We start from the raw sequence: 18,928 nt of genomic DNA, 5'->3' as shown, positions 1-18,928 counted from the left end.
TAAATGTTTACTAGTGTTGTGTATTTATGATATCATTCTAGGTACAGAAATAATTAATAGAAGGTGATAAATTGAAAAATGATTTACAAAAAGATGAAGACAATAAAACTATTCAAATGAATAATGAGTCTTCAAAAAATAATAGTATTTATAAACTGAAAGAATCAAAAAAATCTCAATCATGGATTTGGGTTGTTTCAATTCTTTTAGGTATTTATATATTGGTTTCAATATTTTTTAGCTTCATGACTTATCCTAACGCGAAAATTAATGGTGAAAGTTTAGGAGTAAGAAAAATTTCTGATGTTAAAAACATTTTTGATGAGCAAACTACATCAATTATAGGAAGAGATAATAAAACTGTTACATTGAATAATTCACAAGCGGGTTTAAAACAAGTTGCTTTGGAAAATCAAACCTATGTACAACATGGTTTTTTGTGGCCAGTAGAACTTATTAAAGGAATAAAAACAGATGTAAAAGTTAAGAAAAGTGTAGATTCTAAAAAATTAAAAGAAACGATTAAAAATAGTGAGCTATTCAAAAATATCAAAGAACCAAAAAACGCCCAATTGATTTTTGAAAACAAAAAAGCAATAATCAAACCTGAAGAATTAGGTAATAAGCTTGATTTGGATAAAGTTTGTGAATCCGTAATAAAAGGATTTAATGAACACAAGGATGAAATCAAATTATCTTCAGAATATATTAATCCTCAAGTTACAAAAAAATCATTGGAGCCAAACAAAAAAGAACTTGAAAATATTGCAAAAGCTTCTATTACTTTAAAATTGCCAAACGGAGAATCACAAAAAATAGAAGATAATTCTATTTTCTTAGATGAAAATTATAAGTTTGAAGATAAAAAAGTTAGAATTTTTGTAGATGACTTGAAAGAAAAATTTGAAGTTGTTGGAAAAGATTTTGATTTTACAACTCATAATGGTAAATCCATAAAAGTTAAAGCAAAAGTTTTTGGAAATGAAATTAACAAAAAACAAACAGTAGCTATGATTACAGATGCTTTAAAAAACGGTAAAACCATAGACAGTGATTTAGTATATAGCAGAAGAAGCCGAAATAATGGAGTTCTTGGAAAAAGCTATATTGAAATAAGCTTGGGAGCACAACATTTGTGGTATTTTAAAGATGGTAAACTAGTATTAGACACACCTGTTGTTACAGGAGATCCATCAATTGACCACGAAACACCAACAGGATTATTTGAAATTTGGTCAAAAGAAACTGATAGATTTTTAAGAGGATTAAATCCAGACGGATCAAAATATAAAGTTCATGTAGATTATTGGATGCAAATTGACTATACTGGTGTAGGAATTCACGATACAAAGGGAAGGGCCGCCTACGGTGGACAAATCTTTAATGGTGCTGGAAGTCATGGTTGTATAAATACTCCTATAAATCATGTTCGTACTATTTTCAATTCGGCTGAAAATGGAATGCCAGTTGTAATCTATTAAAAATTAGTCGATTATTTTATAATAGTCGACTTTTTTTATTGTAAAAAAATAAAAATTAATGGTATTCTATATGTAAAGAAAAGGGGTAAATTATGGATTCAGATTTATTATTATTTTTAAGTAGTTTGAACACGAATTATAATTGGATAGGTCCAATTATTGAAAATTATAATACATTAGATGAGATTATCTACGATAATGCAAAAAAACTTTTAGAAGTAGATCCTAAAATTTACGAATTTATTCTAAAAAATATGAAAAAATTCGATATAAATTTGTACAAAGAAAAATTATGGAAAAACAGTATAAAATTTACTACATATGGTGATTCAAAATATCCGAAAAAATTACTTGAAATAGATGATGCACCATATACTTTGTACTATAAAGGTGATTTGACTGAAGATTTCGATAATTGTGTTTCATTTGTCGGAGCTAGAAAATGTAGTCAATATGGATCTTATGCATGTAAAAAATTTGTATCTGAAATATCACAATATAAAATACCAGTTGTTAGTGGATTGGCTCTTGGTATAGACAAAATTTCTCATCAAACTTCTCTTGAAAATAATAATAAAACAATTGGAGTTTTAGGGTGTGGAATAGACCAAGTTTATCCAAGGAGCAATTATAGAGTGTTTCAAGATATGATTTCATCACATAACGGAGTAATTATGAGTGAATATCCTTTTGGAATAGCACCATTGCCATATAATTTTCCGTTTAGAAATAGAATTATTTCTGGTTTATCACTTGCAACTGTCGTTATTGAAGCAAAAGAGAAAAGCGGTACATTAATCACATCATCTTATGCCTTGTCTCAAGGTAGAGATATATTTGCTGTTCCAGGAAATATTAACTCAGTTTATTCAACCGGAACTAATCAACTAATAAAAGATGGAGCTTACATATTAACCGACGTTTTGGATATTATAACTCAAATCCCTGAGTTTCAAAATAAATATATTGAAAAGCCACAATTAAGTTTTGATTTGAATGATTTAGAACGTAAAATATATAATTTATTGAAAATTGACGCCAATTCACCAGATGAAATTTCTATAAAATTAAATGAAGATATATCTGATGTATTGATGAGTTTAACAAAAATGGAATTGTTGGGAATTGTTGTGGATATTGGAAGCAAATACTCATTAAAGTAGATTAAATAATGTGATATAATAACATTGGAATTTTATAGAGGAGAATGATATGGACAAAAAACAATTAGCTATTAATACTATTAGATTATTATCTGTAGAAATGATTCAAAAAGCGAATTCAGGCCACCCTGGACTTCCTTTAGGTGCAAGCCCTATGACATTTACATTATTTAATGACATAATGCATTTTTCACCAAAACACAGCGATTGGATAAATAGGGACAGATTTATTTTATCGGCTGGACATGGGTCTGCAATGTTATATTCACTTTTACATTTATTTGGATTTGGAATAACTGTTGATGATTTAAAAGAATTTAGACAATACAACAGCTTAACACCAGGACATCCAGAATATTTGCATACAAAAGGAATTGATGCTACGACTGGTCCTTTAGGACAAGGATTGAGCATGGCTGTTGGTATGGCAATTGCTCAAGAATATATGGCCAGCCAATTTAATACCGAAAACCACAAAATTTTTGATAACTATACTTACACAATTGTTGGTGATGGTTGTCTTCAAGAAGGAATAACTAATGAAGCTAGTTCAATAGCTGGATCATTAAAACTTTCAAAATTGATTTGTTTATATGATTCTAACAATATAACAATTGAAGGCGATACAAAAAATATTTTCTCGGAAAATGTCAGAGCTAGATATGAAGCGTTAGGCTGGGATACTTATTTTGTAGAAGATGGAAATGATATAGAAAAAATAAGAGAAACTATCGAACTTGCGAAAACAACAGATAAACCATCATTTATTGAAATAAAAACAAAAATAGGTTATGGAAGTGTTGTTGAAGGAACTGCAAAAGCTCATGGGGCTCCAATTGGCGCAGAAAACATCCCAAGTTTAAAAGAAAAATTAGGATTAGACTTTACAGAAGAATTCCATATTCCACAAGAAGTTAAGGAACTTTTTGCGCAATCAACTTCAGAAAAGGAAAAATATTATTCTGAATGGGAAAGTATGTTTGAAGACTACAAACACACTCACAAAGACCTATATGATAAATTAATGAAATTCTTATCTAAAGAAATTGATGAAGAATATTTAACATCTAAAGAGTTTACTAGCTTCGAAAAAGATGATGCTACAAGATCATACTCACATGTTTTATTAAATAGATTAAAAGATAAACAATTAAATATTGTTGGAGGATCTGCGGATTTAGCTCCATCTAATAAAACATTTATGGATGGTTTAGATGTATTTACGCAAACAAATAGATCTGGAAGGAATATACAATTCGGTGTTAGAGAACACGCAATGGCTGCTATCACGAATGGTATAAGTTTATATGGTGGATTAATTCCTTATTGTGCTACATTTATGATTTTCTCAGATTATTTAAAACCAGCGATGAGATTGTCATCTTTAATGAAGAGACAAGTACTATATATATTGACTCATGATTCAATCGGTGTTGGAGAAGACGGACCTACTCATGAACCAATAGAACAATTAGCAATGCTTAGAACTATTCCAAATCTTAATACTATTAGACCTGCTGATGGCTTTGAAACATCAATGGCATACAAGATAGCATTAGAAAATAAAGAAACACCAACAGCTTTAGTATTATCTAGACAAAAATTAGTTAATTTAAAAGAAACTAACGAACAAGCCTTAAAAGGAGGATATATTCTAAAAAAACAAGAGTCTCCTGATTTAGTAATAATAGCAACAGGTTCTGAAGTTAAACTTGCATTAGATGCAAGTGAGGCTCTTGAAAAAGAAGGAGTTAAGGCTCAAGTTGTATCAATGATGTGTCAAGAAATTTTCGACAAACAAGATCAAGAATACAAAGATTCTGTTATTCCAAAAAATGTTGAAAAAAGAGTTAGCATTGAATGTTTGTCAACTTATGGATGGCAAAAATATACTGGACTTAATGGATTAAATATAGGAATAGATGAGTTCGGAATGAGCGCTCCAGGTAGTAAAATAATGGATCACTTTGGATTTACAACAGAAAAAATAGTTGAAAAAATAAAACAATATTTATAATCGACAGACCGTCAACAATTTTGTGTTGATGGTCTTTTTGTTTTAAAATTTTAATCGTTTTTAAAATTGAAATACTATTTCTTTTATGGTATATTTTTTATGGGAATATTAAAATATAGTTAAAGAATCGTAAAGAGGTGGATATGATAAATATTGTTCTTTTAGAACCAGAGAAACCTTCTAATACAGGAAATATAGGAAGAACTTGTGTTCTAACTAATTCTAGATTACATTTAGTTAGACCTTTTAGCTTTAGACTAGATGACAAATTATTAAAGAGGTCCGGCATGGATTATTGGGATAAAGTTGATTTAGTTATTCATGATGATATGAATGAATTTTTAGAATACATTAAAGGAAATGATAGAGTTTTTTATGTTGAAACTTTTGCAACAAATTATTATCATGAGCTTGAATATCAAGATGGTGATTTTTTCGTGTTCGGAAAGGAATCTTCAGGAATAAATAAAGATTTGGTAGCTAAACATAATGATCATTCTATAAAGATTCCAATGAATATGGAAATTGATAGATCATTAAATTTAGCAAATTCGTGCAATATAGTTTTATTTGAAGCATTGAGACAGATAGATTTTCCAGGATTAAAGTAGGAGGTATTATGGATATTATAACTCCGGTTTTAGGTGGGTTGGCACTTTTCTTGTTCGGAATGACAATAATGGGTGAAGGTCTCCAAAAATCGTCAGGTAATAAATTAAAAAAGATAGTAGGTTCTTTAACTAGGAATAAATACATAGGTGTCTTACTAGGTATAGTAGTAACATTAGTAATACAATCATCTTCTGCAGCAACAGTAATGGTTGTAGGTTTTGTTAATGCAGGTTTAATGCCTTTAAACCAAGCTGTTGGAGTAATTATAGGGGCAAACGTCGGAACTACTATCACTGCACAAATAATCGCTTTTGACATTGCCAAATATGCACCATTAATTGTAGCTTTTGGTGTACTTTTATATATGAGTGCAAAAGATGATAGGAAAAAAAATCTAGGTGAAGTCTTTGTTGGTCTAGGTTTAATTTTCATAGGAATGAATACTATGGGAGATGGATTAAATCCACTATCTAAAGAATTGTGGTTTAAAAATGCTTTATTAAAATTAAACTCACCGATAATTGGAGTTTTTGTAGGATTTTTCTTAACTACTGCAGTACAATCATCTTCGGCCTCTATCGGTTTAATACAAGCTTTGGGAAAACAGGGATTATTAACAATCAATCAAGCAGCTCCTCTTTTATTAGGGGGCAATATTGGTACTACTACTACTGCTTTACTTTCATCAGTAGGAGCAGGGAAAAATGCTAAAAGAGCAGCAATAATACATTTATTATTTAACGCAATTGGTACGATAATTGTACTATTATTTTTAAATAAATTGATGCAGAACATAGTATCCATGTTAACTCCATTAAATGTTTCAAGACAAATAGCAAATTATCATACTTTATTCAATATAATAAACGTTGCAATTCAACTTCCAGTTTCAAACTTTTTAGTTAAAGCTGCTATGAAAATTGTTCCAGGTGAAGAACACGCAAAAGACTTACAATATTTAGATGACAGAATTTTAGAAACTCCTTCTATTGCGGTTGAACAAGCTAGACTTGAAGTTATTAGAATGAGTGACATTGTATATCAAAATTTTAAAAATGTTGATGAATACTTTATGACAGGTAACAAAAAACTAAGATCAAAAATATTAGCAGAAGAAAAAAGAATTAATAATTTGGAAAAACATATCGTTGAGTATCTTGTAAAATTATCTAATAAATCTATTTCAGATGAAGAACATACACAAATTTTTATTATGCAAGATATGCTTAATGATCTCGAGAGAATAGGAGATCATGTTGAAAATATATGTGGAATTGTAACTCTTGTTTATGACGAAGAAAAAGAATTTAGCAAAGTAGCTATCGATGAATATAAAGATTTATATACAAATGTAGAAAATGCAATAATAGATTCAACTATGGCATTTAAAAATAATGATCAATCATTGGCTTCTAAAGTCGCAAATATTGAAAATAATGTAGACTTTTTAGAAAAAAAATATAGACATAATCATATCAAAAGAATTAACAACAATGAATGTGATTCAACAATTGGAGTTAATTTCTTAGATATTCTATCAAATTTGGAAAGAATATCAGACCATTGCACAAATATATCCAATTATACTCTTCATATTGAGGTTTAGAATTTGATTAATAAGATTATATATCGGGTATATAATAAGAGTATGTATTATGAAATATTTCAAGGAGGATTAAATGAAAGTAGCAATTAGTGGATTTGGAAGAATAGGTAGAGATGTAACAAGAATTTTAATTCAAAAAAATGACCCTGATCTTGAATTAGTGGCATTGAACATTACAAGTGACCTTAAAACAAATGCACATCTTTTAAAGTATGACTCAATTTATCGTACTTTTGAAAAAGACGTTGAAGTATTAGCGGATGACAAAATTAAAATTGGTGATAGGGAAATAACTGTTGTAAATAACAGAAATCCAGAAGAATTACCTTGGAAAGAATTAGGTGTTGATCTAGTTATCGATTCAACGGGAGCTTTTAAAGACAAAGAAGGTTTATCAAAACATATTAAAGCTGGTGCAAAGAAAGTATTATTAACTGCTCCAGGTAAATCAGATGTTAAAATGATCGTAGTTGGGGTAAATGACAAAGAATATGACCCAGAAAATGATGATATTATTTCCAATGCATCATGTACAACTAACTGTTTAGCTCCAGTAGCTAAAGTTTTAGATGATGAATTTGGAATTGAAAAAGGGTTAATGACAACAATTCACGCTTATACTAACGATCAAAACATTCAAGACGCTCACCACAAGGATTTAAGACGTGCAAGAGCAGCTGCTTTAAGTATGATTCCTACAACTACAGGTGCTGCTAAAGCTGTTGGTAAAGTTCTACCACAATTAGAAGGTAAAATGACAGGACTTGCAGTTCGTGTACCAACTCCTACTGGATCTATTACTGATTTAACAGTTCTTTTAGGTAAGGAAGTTACAAAAGAAGATATCAATAATGCTATGAAAAAAGCTAGTGAAGGCGAATTAAAAGGAATCTTAGGATATTCTGAAGATCAATTAGTATCTTCAGACATCATTGGAGATGAAAGAAGCTCAATATTTGATGCTGATATGACTTATGCTTTAGGAAATATGGTAAAAATTGCTTCTTGGTATGATAACGAATGGGGTTATAGTTCAAGAGTATTTGATTTAGCAAAGATTATAGCTACAAGATAATAAAACTATTTAGAGTCGATGGTAAAATATTTTTGCAATCGACTCTTTTCAAAGAAAGGTTAATCTATGAATAAAAAAACACTAAAAGATTTAAATGTTGAAAATAAAAGAGTATTAGTTAGAGTAGACTTTAATGTTCCAATAAAAGATGGTATTATTACTGATACGAATAGAATAGAAGCATCTATCGCAACAATAAAGTATTTAATAGATAATAATGCTAAAGTTATTTTAATGAGTCACTTAGGTAGACCAAAAGGCGAACCAAAACCTGAATTCACATTAAAACCGGTTGCTGAAAAACTTTCTGAAATTATTGGTCAAGAAGTAAAATTTGTTGATAATGATAAAGTTGTGGATGATTCTGTTATTGAAGAAAGTAAACAATTACAATCTAAAGAAATTATGCTAATTCAAAATACGAGATTTAGAAAAGAAGAAGAAAAGAACGATGAAGAATTTTCTAAAGAATTATCAAAATTAGCTGATTTATATGTAAACGATGCTTTTGGAACAAGCCATAGAGCTCACGCATCAAACGTTGGAGTGTCTAAGTTTTTACCAAGTGCTGTAGGATTTTTAGTTCAAAAAGAAATAGAAATCATGGGAAAAGCTCTTGATGATCCGCAAAGACCTTTTACAGCAATATTAGGTGGTGCAAAAGTTTCTGATAAAATTGGAGTTATAGAAAACTTATTGGATAAAGTTGATACTATACTAATAGGTGGGGCTATGGCATTTACATTCATTAAGTCACAAGGAAAAAATGTCGGTAAATCCTTAATTGAAGAAGATAAATTAGATTTAGCAAAATCTCTATTGCAAAAAGCTCAAGAAAGAGGAGTTAAAATATTCTTGCCAGTGGATTTCATGGCAGCTAAAGAAATGACTGAAGAATCTGATTCAAAAATAATTGGTATAGATGAATTTACAGACGATATTGCTGGATTTGATATTGGCACGAAAACAATAAAGATTTTTGATGAAGAAATACAAAAGTCCAAAACTATTGTATGGAATGGACCAATGGGAGTATTTGAAATCAAACAATTTAGCAAAGGTACTTTTGAAGTTGCAAATTCTTTAGTAAAATCTGATGCTACAACTATTGTTGGTGGCGGCGATAGTGCTTCAGCAATTGCAAAATCCGGAAATAAAGACAAGGTAACACATGTTTCAACAGGTGGTGGAGCTTCTTTGGAATTTTTAGAAGGCAAAGTGTTACCTGGTATTGATTGTATTGATGAGAGATAGTAATATGAGAAAACCATTAATTGCAGGAAATTGGAAAATGAATATGACAGATGGAGAGACTAAGCATTTCTTAAATGATTTAAAGAATCTGAGAGTTTCTGATAATGTCGAAGCTTGCATTATATCTCCATTCACATCACTAAAAACACTTACAGAAGAATTAAAACATACAAATATTTCTACTGGAGCACAAAATATGTATTTCGAAGATAGCGGCGCTTTTACAGGAGAAATTTCTCCCAATATGCTGAAAGATTTGGGAGTGGACTATGTTATAATTGGTCATTCTGAAAGAAGAACTATATTTAAAGAAGATGATGAACTATTAAATAAGAAAATAATATCAGCTTTAACTCACAAACTTAAACCAATACTTTGCTGCGGAGAAAACTTAGAACAAAGAGAATCTAACAATCATGAAAAAATTGTGGAATCACAAATAAGATCTGACTTAAAAGGAATAAGCGAAAAAGAATTAAAATCTAAACTTGTAATCGCTTATGAACCAATATGGGCTATTGGAACCGGTAAAACAGCTTCAAGTGACGATGCACAATCAATGTGTAAATTTATTAGAAATTTATTGACAGAAATGTATAGTAAAGATTTAGCTGATTCAGTTAGAATACAATACGGTGGAAGTGTAAAACCTGAAAATGTAACTGATATTATGTCGAAAGAAGACATTGATGGAGCTTTAGTAGGGGGTGCGAGTTTAGAAGCAGAAAGTTTTTCTAAACTAATTAATTATGGAGAATAAAAAAGACAAATTAATTCTTATAATCTTAGATGGTTGGGGATTAGGCAAAGACTATCCAGGAAATGTTATTAAATTAGCTGATACTCCAACTTTTGACAGACTAATGAGTGAATATCCAAATTCACAATTAATTGCTTCAGGAAATGAAGTAGGTCTTCCAGCGGGTCAAATGGGAAATTCTGAAGTAGGACACATGAATATTGGTTCTGGTAGAATAATTTATCAAGATTTAAGTAAAATTACTAATGACATAGAATCTGGAAAATTTTATGAAAATGAAGTTTTAAAAAATATCATTTTAAAAACTAAAGAAAAAAATAAAAAACTACACCTATTAGGATTGGTTTCTTTTGGTGGAGTTCATTCTCATTATGATCACCTTGTAGCAATCCTTAGAATGTGCAAAAAATTAGATTTCTATGATGTAGTAATACATTGTTTTACAGATGGAAGAGACGTATCACCAACATCTGCAAAAAATGATTTACAGAAATTACTAGATGATATAAAAGAAATTGGTGTAGGTAAGATTGCATCTGTCTGTGGTCGTTATTATGCAATGGATAGAGACAAGAGATGGGACAGAGTAGAAAAAGCATATAATTGCATTACTAATGGAGTAGGAAATAAAAATAATGACCCAGTCGAATATTTACAAGATAGTTATGATAAAAATATCACTGATGAATTTATTGAACCATGTACAATAATCGATGAAAATGATAACATAACAAAAGTCGAAAATGAAGATTCTTTTATATTCTTTAATTTCAGACCAGATAGAGCAAGACAACTTACGAGAGCTTTTGTAGACGATGATTTTGATGGTTTTACAAGAACAAAATACAAAGGTATTTCATTTGTAACAATGACAGAATACGATAAAACTATCAATAATGTACAAATAGCATATCCAAAACAAGGATATAAAAATGTGTTAGGACAAGTTATTTCTGAAAATGGATTAAAGCAATTAAGAATCGCAGAAACAGAAAAATATGCCCATGTAACATTTTTCTTTAATGGTGGTATCGAAAAGGAATTCAAAAATGAAGATAGGATACTAGTTCCATCTCCAAAAGTATCCACTTATGATCTTAAGCCAGAGATGAGTGCTGTAGAAGTTAAAAATCATGTTGTTGATGTTATTAATAAAGATATATACGACTTGATAATATTAAACTTTGCGAATTCAGATATGGTTGGTCATACTGGTGTAATTTCTGCAGACAAAATAGCCGTTGAAACCGTTGATAAATGTTTAGAGGAAATATTACAAGCTATAGATAAAAACGGGAATTACTATGCTTTGATAACTGCTGATCATGGGAATAGTGAATATTTGATTGATGAAATGACAGGTGGACCATTCACGGCACATACAACGAATCCCGTGCCTTTTATAGAATATCCTGACAAAGAAATCGAGTTGAATAATGGTATCCTAGCTGATATAGCACCAACAATTTTAGAATTGATGAAAATAGATAAGCCTTCAGAAATGACAGGCAAATCTTTAATTAAAAAAGGAGAATAAATAATGAGCTTAATAATTGACATTTATGCAAGAGAAGTTTTAGATTCTAGGGGAAATCCTACAGTTGAAGTTGAAGTTTACACTGAAGCGGGAGCAATGGGATCAGCTATAGTTCCCTCAGGTGCATCTACTGGAGTACACGAAGCTGTAGAATTAAGAGACAATGATGAAAAAAGATTTTTAGGAAAAGGCGTAGAAACTGCCGTTGATAACGTAAACTTAGAAATAGCAGATGAATTGGTAGGCTGGGATGTATTTGATCAAGTTGGAATAGATAATTATCTAATAGAATTAGATGGCACTGAAAATAAATCTAGACTTGGTGCAAATGCTATTTTAGGTGTTTCTTTAGCTGTTGCAAAAGCTGCTGCAGATGAAAATGGACAAAGATTATTTGAATATATTGGAGGCGTAAACGGTAAGACTTTACCTGTACCAATGATGAACATTCTAAATGGCGGACAACACGCTGATAATAATGTAGACATTCAAGAATTTATGATTATGCCTGTAGGTGGAGAAAACTTCAAAGAATCTTTAAGAATCGGTACTGAGGTATTTCATAATTTAAAGAATGTATTAAAGTCTAGAAAATTAAATACAGCAGTCGGAGATGAAGGTGGTTTTGCACCAAATCTTGAATCTAACGAAGAAGCTTTACAAACTATAGTTGAAGCTATTAAAAAAGCTGGATATGAACCAGGAAAAGATGTAATGATTGCTATAGATGCTGCAGCTAGTGAGTTTTATGAAGATGGTAAATACAACATGGCTGGAGATAATGCAGTAAGAACAAGTGATGAAATGATTGAATATTACAAAAACTTAGTTGAAAAATATCCTATTATTTCTATTGAAGACGGATTAGCTGAAGACGATTGGGATGGTTGGAAGAAACTAACTAAAGAATTGGGATCTAAAATCCAATTAGTTGGCGATGATTTATTTGTAACAAATGTTAAGAGATTACAAAAAGGTATAGAAATGGGTGTATGTAACTCTATTCTTATCAAATTAAATCAAATAGGAACTTTAACTGAAACTCTTGATGCCATCGAACTAGCTAAAAGACACGGATACACTGCCGTAATATCTCATAGATCGGGAGAAACAGAAGATACTACTATAGCCGATGTTGCTGTCGCTACTAATGCTGGACAAATTAAAACTGGCTCAACATCAAGAACTGACAGAATCTGTAAATATAATCAATTATTAAGAATTGAAGATATGCTAGAATCTACTGCAGTATACGATGGAATAAAGACTTTTTATAATTTAAGCAAATAATTAAAAATACAAGGAATCACAGCGATTATTAGCTGTGATTCCTATTAATTAGGTGAAAAATGTTAATCACTACGGTAATTTTAATACAGATAATTTTAACAACAATTTTATACATATATTTCAATCCAATATTTCTAGCAGTTGATGTAGTGATTACAGGAATATTTCTGTTTAAAGATAAAAATAAACTTATTGTATCACTATTAGTGTTATTTCTAACTGTAGTTCATTTAAATATTATTAATGATAATTACAAAAATATTAAAGATAATGAATTTGTAGATATTAACGCTGTAGTAATCAATAAAAACAGATCTAATAAAAAGTATATTGTAAAGGTAACTAATGAATATAATATAAAATTTTTATTAACAACAAAAAAAGATTTAAATATTGGTGATATTGTCAATATTAGATCAAAAGTTAATAAAGCATATACGAATGGTAATCCATATATGTTCAACTATAAATTTTATTTACTAAAAAGTAATATATATGGTGATATATACTGTAGGTCTAATCCCGAAATAATAGGAAAATCTAATTCCCATTTATTAAGAATTAGAAGTAAAATTTTAAACCACATAGTTTTTAAATTAGATTCAAATTTTAATAATATTGAATCATCTGTTTTAAAGTCAGTATTTACAGGGTTTAATTTTTTGAGTGAAGATTACACTAATAATGTTAAGACATTAGGAATAAGTCATATATTCGCAATAAGTGGGCTACATATTATTATTCTATACACGATTTTTAATAAATTATTTGGTATTTTTAAGATTAACAGAAAAATTATTTCTTGGTTATCTTTGTTTTTAATTGCAATATATGGATATGCAGTAGGACTACCTTCATCAATATTAAGAGCGTTTATTATGTTAGTTATAGTGGAATTATCTAATCAAATGCAGATAGACTGGTATAATTTAAATAATTTAATTATTGCAGCTATTGTAATTTTGTTTATGAATCCATATAATCTATTTGATGTCGGATTTATTTTTTCATTTTTAGCAACATTTACTATTTTATATTTATATCCAAAATTCAAAAAACAAAATAGCAAACTACGTAATTATTTGATGCTTTCCACTTTAGTTTATATAATATTATTACCAATACAACTGAGGTTTTTTAATGAATTTACATTTGGTTTTATCATTGGAAATACCATTATTTTACCTATTTTTACACTTATCATACAATTGTCGGCTATTGTACTTTTGATACCTAATAGCTTTAATTATGTATTTGTTCAAATTATAAAATTTTGTTTAAAGATTATAAATTATATCTTCATTACAATTAATTCATTTAATATACAAATTCATAGTTTTATGAGCTTTTCTCTATTGATGATTTTTGTTTATTATATAATAATATTTGCAATTTATAACAGACACTACATTAAAACTTTAAACGATTTTAATAAACAAACTTTAAAAAATATGTTCTTGATAAGCGTAATTATGCCGGTAATTTTAAATATTTTTAATCCTATTACGCATATAAACTTTGTAGATATTGGTCAAGGTGATTGCTTACTTGTAAGACAATATTTTAAAAGTTTTATGATAGATACAGGAGGTTCATACAAATCAGAAGATAAATCTGGAACTTACCTTGTAGAATATCTTCACAAAATAGGTTTAAATAATCTTGATTATGTATTCTTGACTCATTTTGATGAAGATCATAGTAAAAATTTAATTAATATTAACAAATCTTATAATCCAATAGTTTTATCTAGAACTAATGGAGAAAAAATATTAAAAAGCAAGTATAATCAAAATAACCATTACGTAAATCTACAAAATAATCAATTACTAAAAATTGGAAATGTTTATATCAAAGTCATTGATAAATCCATAAGTGATGAAGAGAACGATAAATCTATAGTTTATAAAGTATATGTTAATGATATTTCATTACTAATCACAGGAGACATTTCTGCAGAATATGAAAGAAATATTTTAAATGAAGATATAACATCTGATGTGTTGAAAATTTCCCATCACGGAAGTAAAAACAGTTCAGATTTAAATTTCTTAAAAAAGGTTAATCCCAAATTATCTATTATTTCTGTAGGTCTAAGAAATGATTATGGACACCCACATCATCAAACGTTAGATAATTTAAATAAACTAAATATTCCAATAAAAAGAACTGATAAAGATGGAAACATTGAGATTGTATCAAGCAAGATATTTAATACTATAAGATCTAATAGAGATAAATATTCGATTTTTAATTTTTTAGTGAAAGAACAAAATTCAATTATTACAACAATTTTCGTATTATATTACTTTAAGAATAGAGGAGCAAAAGATGGATTTTTCATTGGCGAAACAAAAATTAGATAATAATTTGTTGTCTAATCTAATTTTAATACACGGAGAAGAAAAATTTTATATAGAAAAATACCTGTCATTAATAAAAGAGCACTACAATGCTCAAAGTTTTGATGAATACGAATTATCAGATTTCGAAAAAATATATAGTTCTTCTGAAACTATTCCTATGTTTAGTGATAAAAGACTCATTTTAATCGATGATGTAGATTTAACTAAAACAGGAATTTCAAAAAACAAGGAAAGTATTGATAATATATTACCTTATATTAAAGATATTCCAGAGTATACTTTGATTATAATGACATCATACGGAAATGTATTTAAGTCTAAATTTTTAAAAGAAATAATAAACTATGGATCAGATATTGAATTCAATAAGTTAAACAGAAATCAATTAAAAGCTTATATAATAAACTACCTAAAAGGGAAGAAGATTAATAATAATATCGTTAATATTTTTATTGAATATTCTCTTTATCTTATAAAAAATTCTGAAAAGACTTTAATTGATGTTAATAATGAATTAGATAAGTTTATAAACTTAGAGAAAGATGAAATAACAGAACATGATTTGAATTCTCTAATAAATCAATATGATAAAAATATTTTTGATTTAACAGATTCAATAGCATTAAAAGATTTATCTAAGACGATATATTACTTAAATTTACTTATAAATGACACATCAGACACTTTTAAAACACTTCATATGGTTATTAGATTATTTAGAAATTTATTATATATAAAAGAACTTCTACGTTTGAAAGTTTCGCAAACTGAAATCACAAAGAGAGTAAAAATATCATCATACGAATTAAATAAAGTTCAAAATTTTGTGAAAAATTGGAGATATGACCAGTTAAGATTTGCGATTCATAAAATGTATGAAATAGAAACTACATTAAAAACAAATACGTTAAATTCTAAGTACTATATAGAAAATAGTATTTGCGAAATTTTAGCAAAAAAATAAAGGTTGAATTTACTTCAACCTTTAAATAATGTAATGGATCCTTTACATTATTTCTATGCTAATTTGTTTAATTCTTTAGCCATTCTGCTAATTTTTTTAGCTGCACTGTTTTTAGAAATTGTGTTCTTACTTGCAGCTTGGTCAATCTTTTTAGTTGCTAAATTAAATAATTTAGTAGCGTCTTCTTTATCGTTTTTTTCAACAGCTGCTTCAAATTTCTTTATGAAAGTTTTGATAGCTGATTTTTTAGATTTATTTCTAGCTGTTTCAAGTTTAGTTACATCAATTCTTTTAATTGCTGATTTAATATTTGCCATAATATCCCTCCTTTATTTTTGAACAGTGTTATTATTATACACTATAGAATTAATTATTTCAAGTAATCTAGAACATTAATTGTAAATTATGTTATAATAGGTTGGTAAAGAATGGTGATAGTATGAAGAAATTTTTAAATAGTAAGTTTTCAAATTTGCTATTTGCAATATTTATAGCTTTAGTAGTATGTTTCGTAATAAAAACTTTTATTTTAGAAACACAAATAGTAAAATCATCAAATATGAGTCCCACTTTAACTTCTGGAGATTTTGTTCTCATTAACAAATTAAACAAAATTACTGGATATATTAAAAAAACTGATATAGTTCAGTATCATGATCAGAAGAATTCAGAATCTAATATTGCAAGAGTTATTGCAATGCCTAAGGATTCAGTGGAAATTATAAATGATGATATTTTTGTTAATGGAAAAAGAATATATGAACCTTATATTCTACTACAACAGTCCAAAAAATTAAACAACAATAAATGGGTTTTAAGTAAAGATGAATATTTTGTTATAAATGATAATAGAGAACTAGATGATTATAATGACAGCAGGTATATCGGACCCATTAATAAAGATTCAATAATCGGTGTTGTTTTCTTTAGATTATATCCTGTTGATAAGATTGGTTCGATTTAGGAGATTTAAATGAAACACGATAAAAAATACATAAGAAATTTTTCAATAATAGCGCATATAGATCATGGCAAATCAACTTTAGCTGATAGATTGATTGAAGAGACAGGTATGCTTACTCATAGAGAAATGAGTGAACAGGTTTTGGATTCTATGGATTTAGAACGCGAAAGAGGTATAACTATCAAATTAAAAGCCATTAAGTTATCTTATAAGGCTAAAGATGGTAATGTATATAACCTAAATTTAATAGATACACCTGGTCATGTTGATTTTACTTATGAAGTAAGTAGATCATTAAAAGCGTGTGAAGGTGCAGTATTAATTGTCGATGCAACACAAGGTGTAGAAGCGCAAACATTAGGAAATGTATACTTGGCCATCGACCAAAATTTAGAAATTTTACCTGTAATAAATAAAATTGATTTGCCAAGTGCCGACATTGATTTTGCCAAAAAAGAAATAGAAGATATTATTGGATTAGATGCTGAAAATGTTCCTGCAGTATCGGCGAAAGAAGGAATAAATATAGTAGATGTTTTAGAAGACATAGTAAACAACGTTCCTGCACCAATTGGAGACGAAAATAAGCCTCTAAAGGCATTAATATTTGACTCATATTACGATTTTTATAAAGGCGTTGTCGTTTATGTCAGAGTTTTTGATGGTTGTATAAAGCCAGGATCTGAAATTTTAATGATGTCTACTAACAAATCATTTGAAGTTACTGAATGTGGTTACACATCTTCCGGAATGATAAGCACAGATGAAATTAGCGCTGGAGATGTAGGATATGTTGTCTGCAGTATCAAAAATGTAAAAGATGCTAGAGTAGGTGACACTATAACAGATAAAAACAATCCTGTAAATAAACCTCTGGAGGGATATAAGCAAGTTACACCAATGGTTTATTGTGGTATTTATCCTGCTGAAGGTGAAGATTTCAATTCTGTAAGAGATGCACTAGAAAAACTTCAAGTTAATGACGCAGCTTTAACATTTGAAAATGAAACATCAATCGCACTAGGTTTTGGATTGAGATGTGGATTTTTAGGGTTGTTACACATGGAAATTATTCAAGAAAGATTAGATAGAGAGTTTGACTTAGATATCATTGCTACTGCTCCAAGTGTAATATATAAAGTTCATAAAAAAGATGGAACTGAAGTAGAAATACAAAATCCTACAAATTTCCCAAAGGAAACTGAAATTGATTATGTTGAAGAGCCTGTTGTTCATGCAGAAATCATGACTCCTACAGATTATGTCGGAGTAATTATGGAACTTTGTCAAGGAAAAAGAGGAACTTTCATAGATATGACTTACCTTGATGAAAAAAGAGTAACAATAAAATACAAATTACCATTAAATGAAGTAATTTATGATTTTTATGATGCTTTAAAATCAAAAACAAGAGGTTACGCATCTTTGGATTATGAATTAATTGGTTATGAAAAATCTGATTTAATTAAACTAGAAATAATGATTAATTCAGAAAAAGTTGACGCGTTAACATTAATTGTTCACGAAGATTTAGCTTATGAAAGAGCAAGAAAAATAGTAACGAAACTTAAAGATGAAATACCAAGACATCAATTTGTAATTCCTGTACAAGCTGCAATAGGAAATAAAATTATCGCAAGAGAAACTATAAAAGCATACAGAAAAGATGTACTTGCTAAGTGTTACGGTGGAGATATAACTAGAAAGCGTAAACTATTAGAAAAACAAAAAGAAGGTAAAAAGCGAATGAGATCTGTAGGTAGCGTAGATGTTCCTCAAGAAGCTTTCTTATCAGTCTTAAAATATGATGAAGGAAATTAAATTTGTTAAGCCAAGCGA

Annotated in this window: 15 protein-coding genes; 14 read left to right on the top strand and 1 reads right to left on the bottom strand. The window is 28.8% G+C overall.

Annotation, left to right across the window (positions count from 1 at the left end; all coding sequences use genetic code 11):
• Positions 1–71 precede the first annotated feature (71 nt).
• The 12 genes from ABDJ34_RS01375 to holA all read left to right on the top strand — a co-directional run bounded on the left by ABDJ34_RS01375 (position 72) and on the right by holA (position 16,125).
• Positions 72–1,481 carry a L,D-transpeptidase family protein gene (locus tag ABDJ34_RS01375; RefSeq protein ID WP_412701126.1) on the top strand — a complete coding sequence of 470 codons (1,410 nt, stop codon included), beginning with the start codon at positions 72–74 and terminating at the stop codon, positions 1,479–1,481.
• 92 nt (positions 1,482–1,573) lie between these two features.
• A complete protein-coding gene (dprA, locus tag ABDJ34_RS01370; protein ID WP_412701125.1) occupies positions 1,574–2,644 on the top strand; it encodes a DNA-processing protein DprA in 1,071 nt (356 codons plus the stop codon).
• Between the two features lie 49 nt (positions 2,645–2,693).
• Positions 2,694–4,661 carry a transketolase gene (tkt, locus tag ABDJ34_RS01365; RefSeq protein WP_412701124.1) on the top strand — a complete coding sequence of 656 codons (1,968 nt, stop codon included), beginning with the start codon at positions 2,694–2,696 and terminating at the stop codon, positions 4,659–4,661.
• A gap of 143 nt (positions 4,662–4,804) precedes the next feature.
• Entirely contained in the window at positions 4,805–5,272 is a 468-nt protein-coding gene (locus ABDJ34_RS01360; RefSeq protein WP_094208627.1) for a tRNA (cytidine(34)-2'-O)-methyltransferase, read from the top strand.
• 8 nt (positions 5,273–5,280) lie between these two features.
• Positions 5,281–6,879 carry a Na/Pi cotransporter family protein gene (locus ABDJ34_RS01355; RefSeq protein ID WP_412701123.1) on the top strand — a complete coding sequence of 533 codons (1,599 nt, stop codon included), beginning with the start codon at positions 5,281–5,283 and terminating at the stop codon, positions 6,877–6,879.
• A 73-nt stretch (positions 6,880–6,952) separates the two neighbouring features.
• Positions 6,953–7,954 (top strand): type I glyceraldehyde-3-phosphate dehydrogenase, encoded by a 1,002-nt coding sequence (gene gap, locus ABDJ34_RS01350; RefSeq protein ID WP_094205702.1) that lies wholly within the window; start codon positions 6,953–6,955, stop codon positions 7,952–7,954.
• A 66-nt stretch (positions 7,955–8,020) separates the two neighbouring features.
• The gene (locus ABDJ34_RS01345) at positions 8,021–9,208 is read left to right on the top strand and encodes a phosphoglycerate kinase (protein WP_412701122.1); all 1,188 of its coding nucleotides are present in this window, start codon (positions 8,021–8,023) and stop codon (positions 9,206–9,208) included.
• Between the two features lie 4 nt (positions 9,209–9,212).
• Positions 9,213–9,968 carry a triose-phosphate isomerase gene (gene tpiA / locus ABDJ34_RS01340; RefSeq protein WP_412701121.1) on the top strand — a complete coding sequence of 252 codons (756 nt, stop codon included), beginning with the start codon at positions 9,213–9,215 and terminating at the stop codon, positions 9,966–9,968.
• On the top strand, positions 9,958–11,505 hold the full coding sequence (gpmI, locus tag ABDJ34_RS01335; protein ID WP_412701120.1) for a 2,3-bisphosphoglycerate-independent phosphoglycerate mutase: 1,548 nt from the start codon (positions 9,958–9,960) through the stop codon (positions 11,503–11,505). Before tpiA ends, gpmI begins: the two co-directional genes overlap by 11 nt.
• A gap of 3 nt (positions 11,506–11,508) precedes the next feature.
• Positions 11,509–12,795: a phosphopyruvate hydratase gene (gene eno / locus ABDJ34_RS01330; protein WP_412701119.1), complete on the top strand. Its 1,287-nt coding sequence runs from the start codon at positions 11,509–11,511 to the stop codon at positions 12,793–12,795.
• 59 nt (positions 12,796–12,854) lie between these two features.
• The gene (locus ABDJ34_RS01325) at positions 12,855–15,161 is read left to right on the top strand and encodes a DNA internalization-related competence protein ComEC/Rec2 (RefSeq protein WP_412701118.1); all 2,307 of its coding nucleotides are present in this window, start codon (positions 12,855–12,857) and stop codon (positions 15,159–15,161) included.
• Positions 15,127–16,125 carry a DNA polymerase III subunit delta gene (gene holA / locus ABDJ34_RS01320; RefSeq protein WP_412701117.1) on the top strand — a complete coding sequence of 333 codons (999 nt, stop codon included), beginning with the start codon at positions 15,127–15,129 and terminating at the stop codon, positions 16,123–16,125. Before ABDJ34_RS01325 ends, holA begins: the two co-directional genes overlap by 35 nt.
• Positions 16,126–16,178: 53 nt before the next feature.
• Here holA and rpsT read toward each other — a convergent pair whose 3' ends face one another.
• Positions 16,179–16,442, bottom strand: a complete 264-nt coding sequence (rpsT, locus tag ABDJ34_RS01315; protein WP_002836452.1) for a 30S ribosomal protein S20 — start codon at positions 16,440–16,442, stop codon at positions 16,179–16,181.
• A 122-nt stretch (positions 16,443–16,564) separates the two neighbouring features.
• Between rpsT and lepB the strand changes: the two genes are divergently transcribed.
• Together lepB and lepA are read left to right on the top strand one after the other, a co-directional pair.
• On the top strand, positions 16,565–17,089 hold the full coding sequence (gene lepB, locus ABDJ34_RS01310) for a signal peptidase I (RefSeq protein WP_412701116.1): 525 nt from the start codon (positions 16,565–16,567) through the stop codon (positions 17,087–17,089).
• Between the two features lie 9 nt (positions 17,090–17,098).
• Positions 17,099–18,910: a translation elongation factor 4 gene (gene lepA / locus ABDJ34_RS01305; protein ID WP_412701115.1), complete on the top strand. Its 1,812-nt coding sequence runs from the start codon at positions 17,099–17,101 to the stop codon at positions 18,908–18,910.
• Positions 18,911–18,928 lie beyond the last annotated feature (18 nt).

Source organism: Finegoldia dalianensis, from assembly GCF_046255015.1.
Classification (GTDB): Bacteria; Bacillota; Clostridia; order Tissierellales; family Peptoniphilaceae; genus Finegoldia; species Finegoldia magna.
Note: the sequence above shows the minus strand (reverse complement) of the source record. Positions and strands in the feature narration are given on the sequence as shown.

What these genes read in the sequence shown, in the direction of transcription:
- dprA (WP_412701125.1), top strand. Translation starts at nt 1,574, where the DNA reads ATGGATTCAGATTTATTATTATTTTTAAGTAGTTTGAACACGAATTAT.
- tkt (WP_412701124.1), top strand. Translation starts at nt 2,694, where the DNA reads ATGGACAAAAAACAATTAGCTATTAATACTATTAGATTATTATCTGTA.
- ABDJ34_RS01360 (WP_094208627.1), top strand. Translation starts at nt 4,805, where the DNA reads ATGATAAATATTGTTCTTTTAGAACCAGAGAAACCTTCTAATACAGGA.
- ABDJ34_RS01355 (WP_412701123.1), top strand. Translation starts at nt 5,281, where the DNA reads ATGGATATTATAACTCCGGTTTTAGGTGGGTTGGCACTTTTCTTGTTC.
- gap (WP_094205702.1), top strand. Translation starts at nt 6,953, where the DNA reads ATGAAAGTAGCAATTAGTGGATTTGGAAGAATAGGTAGAGATGTAACA.
- ABDJ34_RS01345 (WP_412701122.1), top strand. Translation starts at nt 8,021, where the DNA reads ATGAATAAAAAAACACTAAAAGATTTAAATGTTGAAAATAAAAGAGTA.
- tpiA (WP_412701121.1), top strand. Translation starts at nt 9,213, where the DNA reads ATGAGAAAACCATTAATTGCAGGAAATTGGAAAATGAATATGACAGAT.
- gpmI (WP_412701120.1), top strand. Translation starts at nt 9,958, where the DNA reads ATGGAGAATAAAAAAGACAAATTAATTCTTATAATCTTAGATGGTTGG.
- eno (WP_412701119.1), top strand. Translation starts at nt 11,509, where the DNA reads ATGAGCTTAATAATTGACATTTATGCAAGAGAAGTTTTAGATTCTAGG.
- ABDJ34_RS01325 (WP_412701118.1), top strand. Translation starts at nt 12,855, where the DNA reads ATGTTAATCACTACGGTAATTTTAATACAGATAATTTTAACAACAATT.
- holA (WP_412701117.1), top strand. Translation starts at nt 15,127, where the DNA reads ATGGATTTTTCATTGGCGAAACAAAAATTAGATAATAATTTGTTGTCT.
- rpsT (WP_002836452.1), bottom strand. Translation starts at nt 16,442, where the DNA reads ATGGCAAATATTAAATCAGCAATTAAAAGAATTGATGTAACTAAACTT.
- lepB (WP_412701116.1), top strand. Translation starts at nt 16,565, where the DNA reads ATGAAGAAATTTTTAAATAGTAAGTTTTCAAATTTGCTATTTGCAATA.
- lepA (WP_412701115.1), top strand. Translation starts at nt 17,099, where the DNA reads ATGAAACACGATAAAAAATACATAAGAAATTTTTCAATAATAGCGCAT.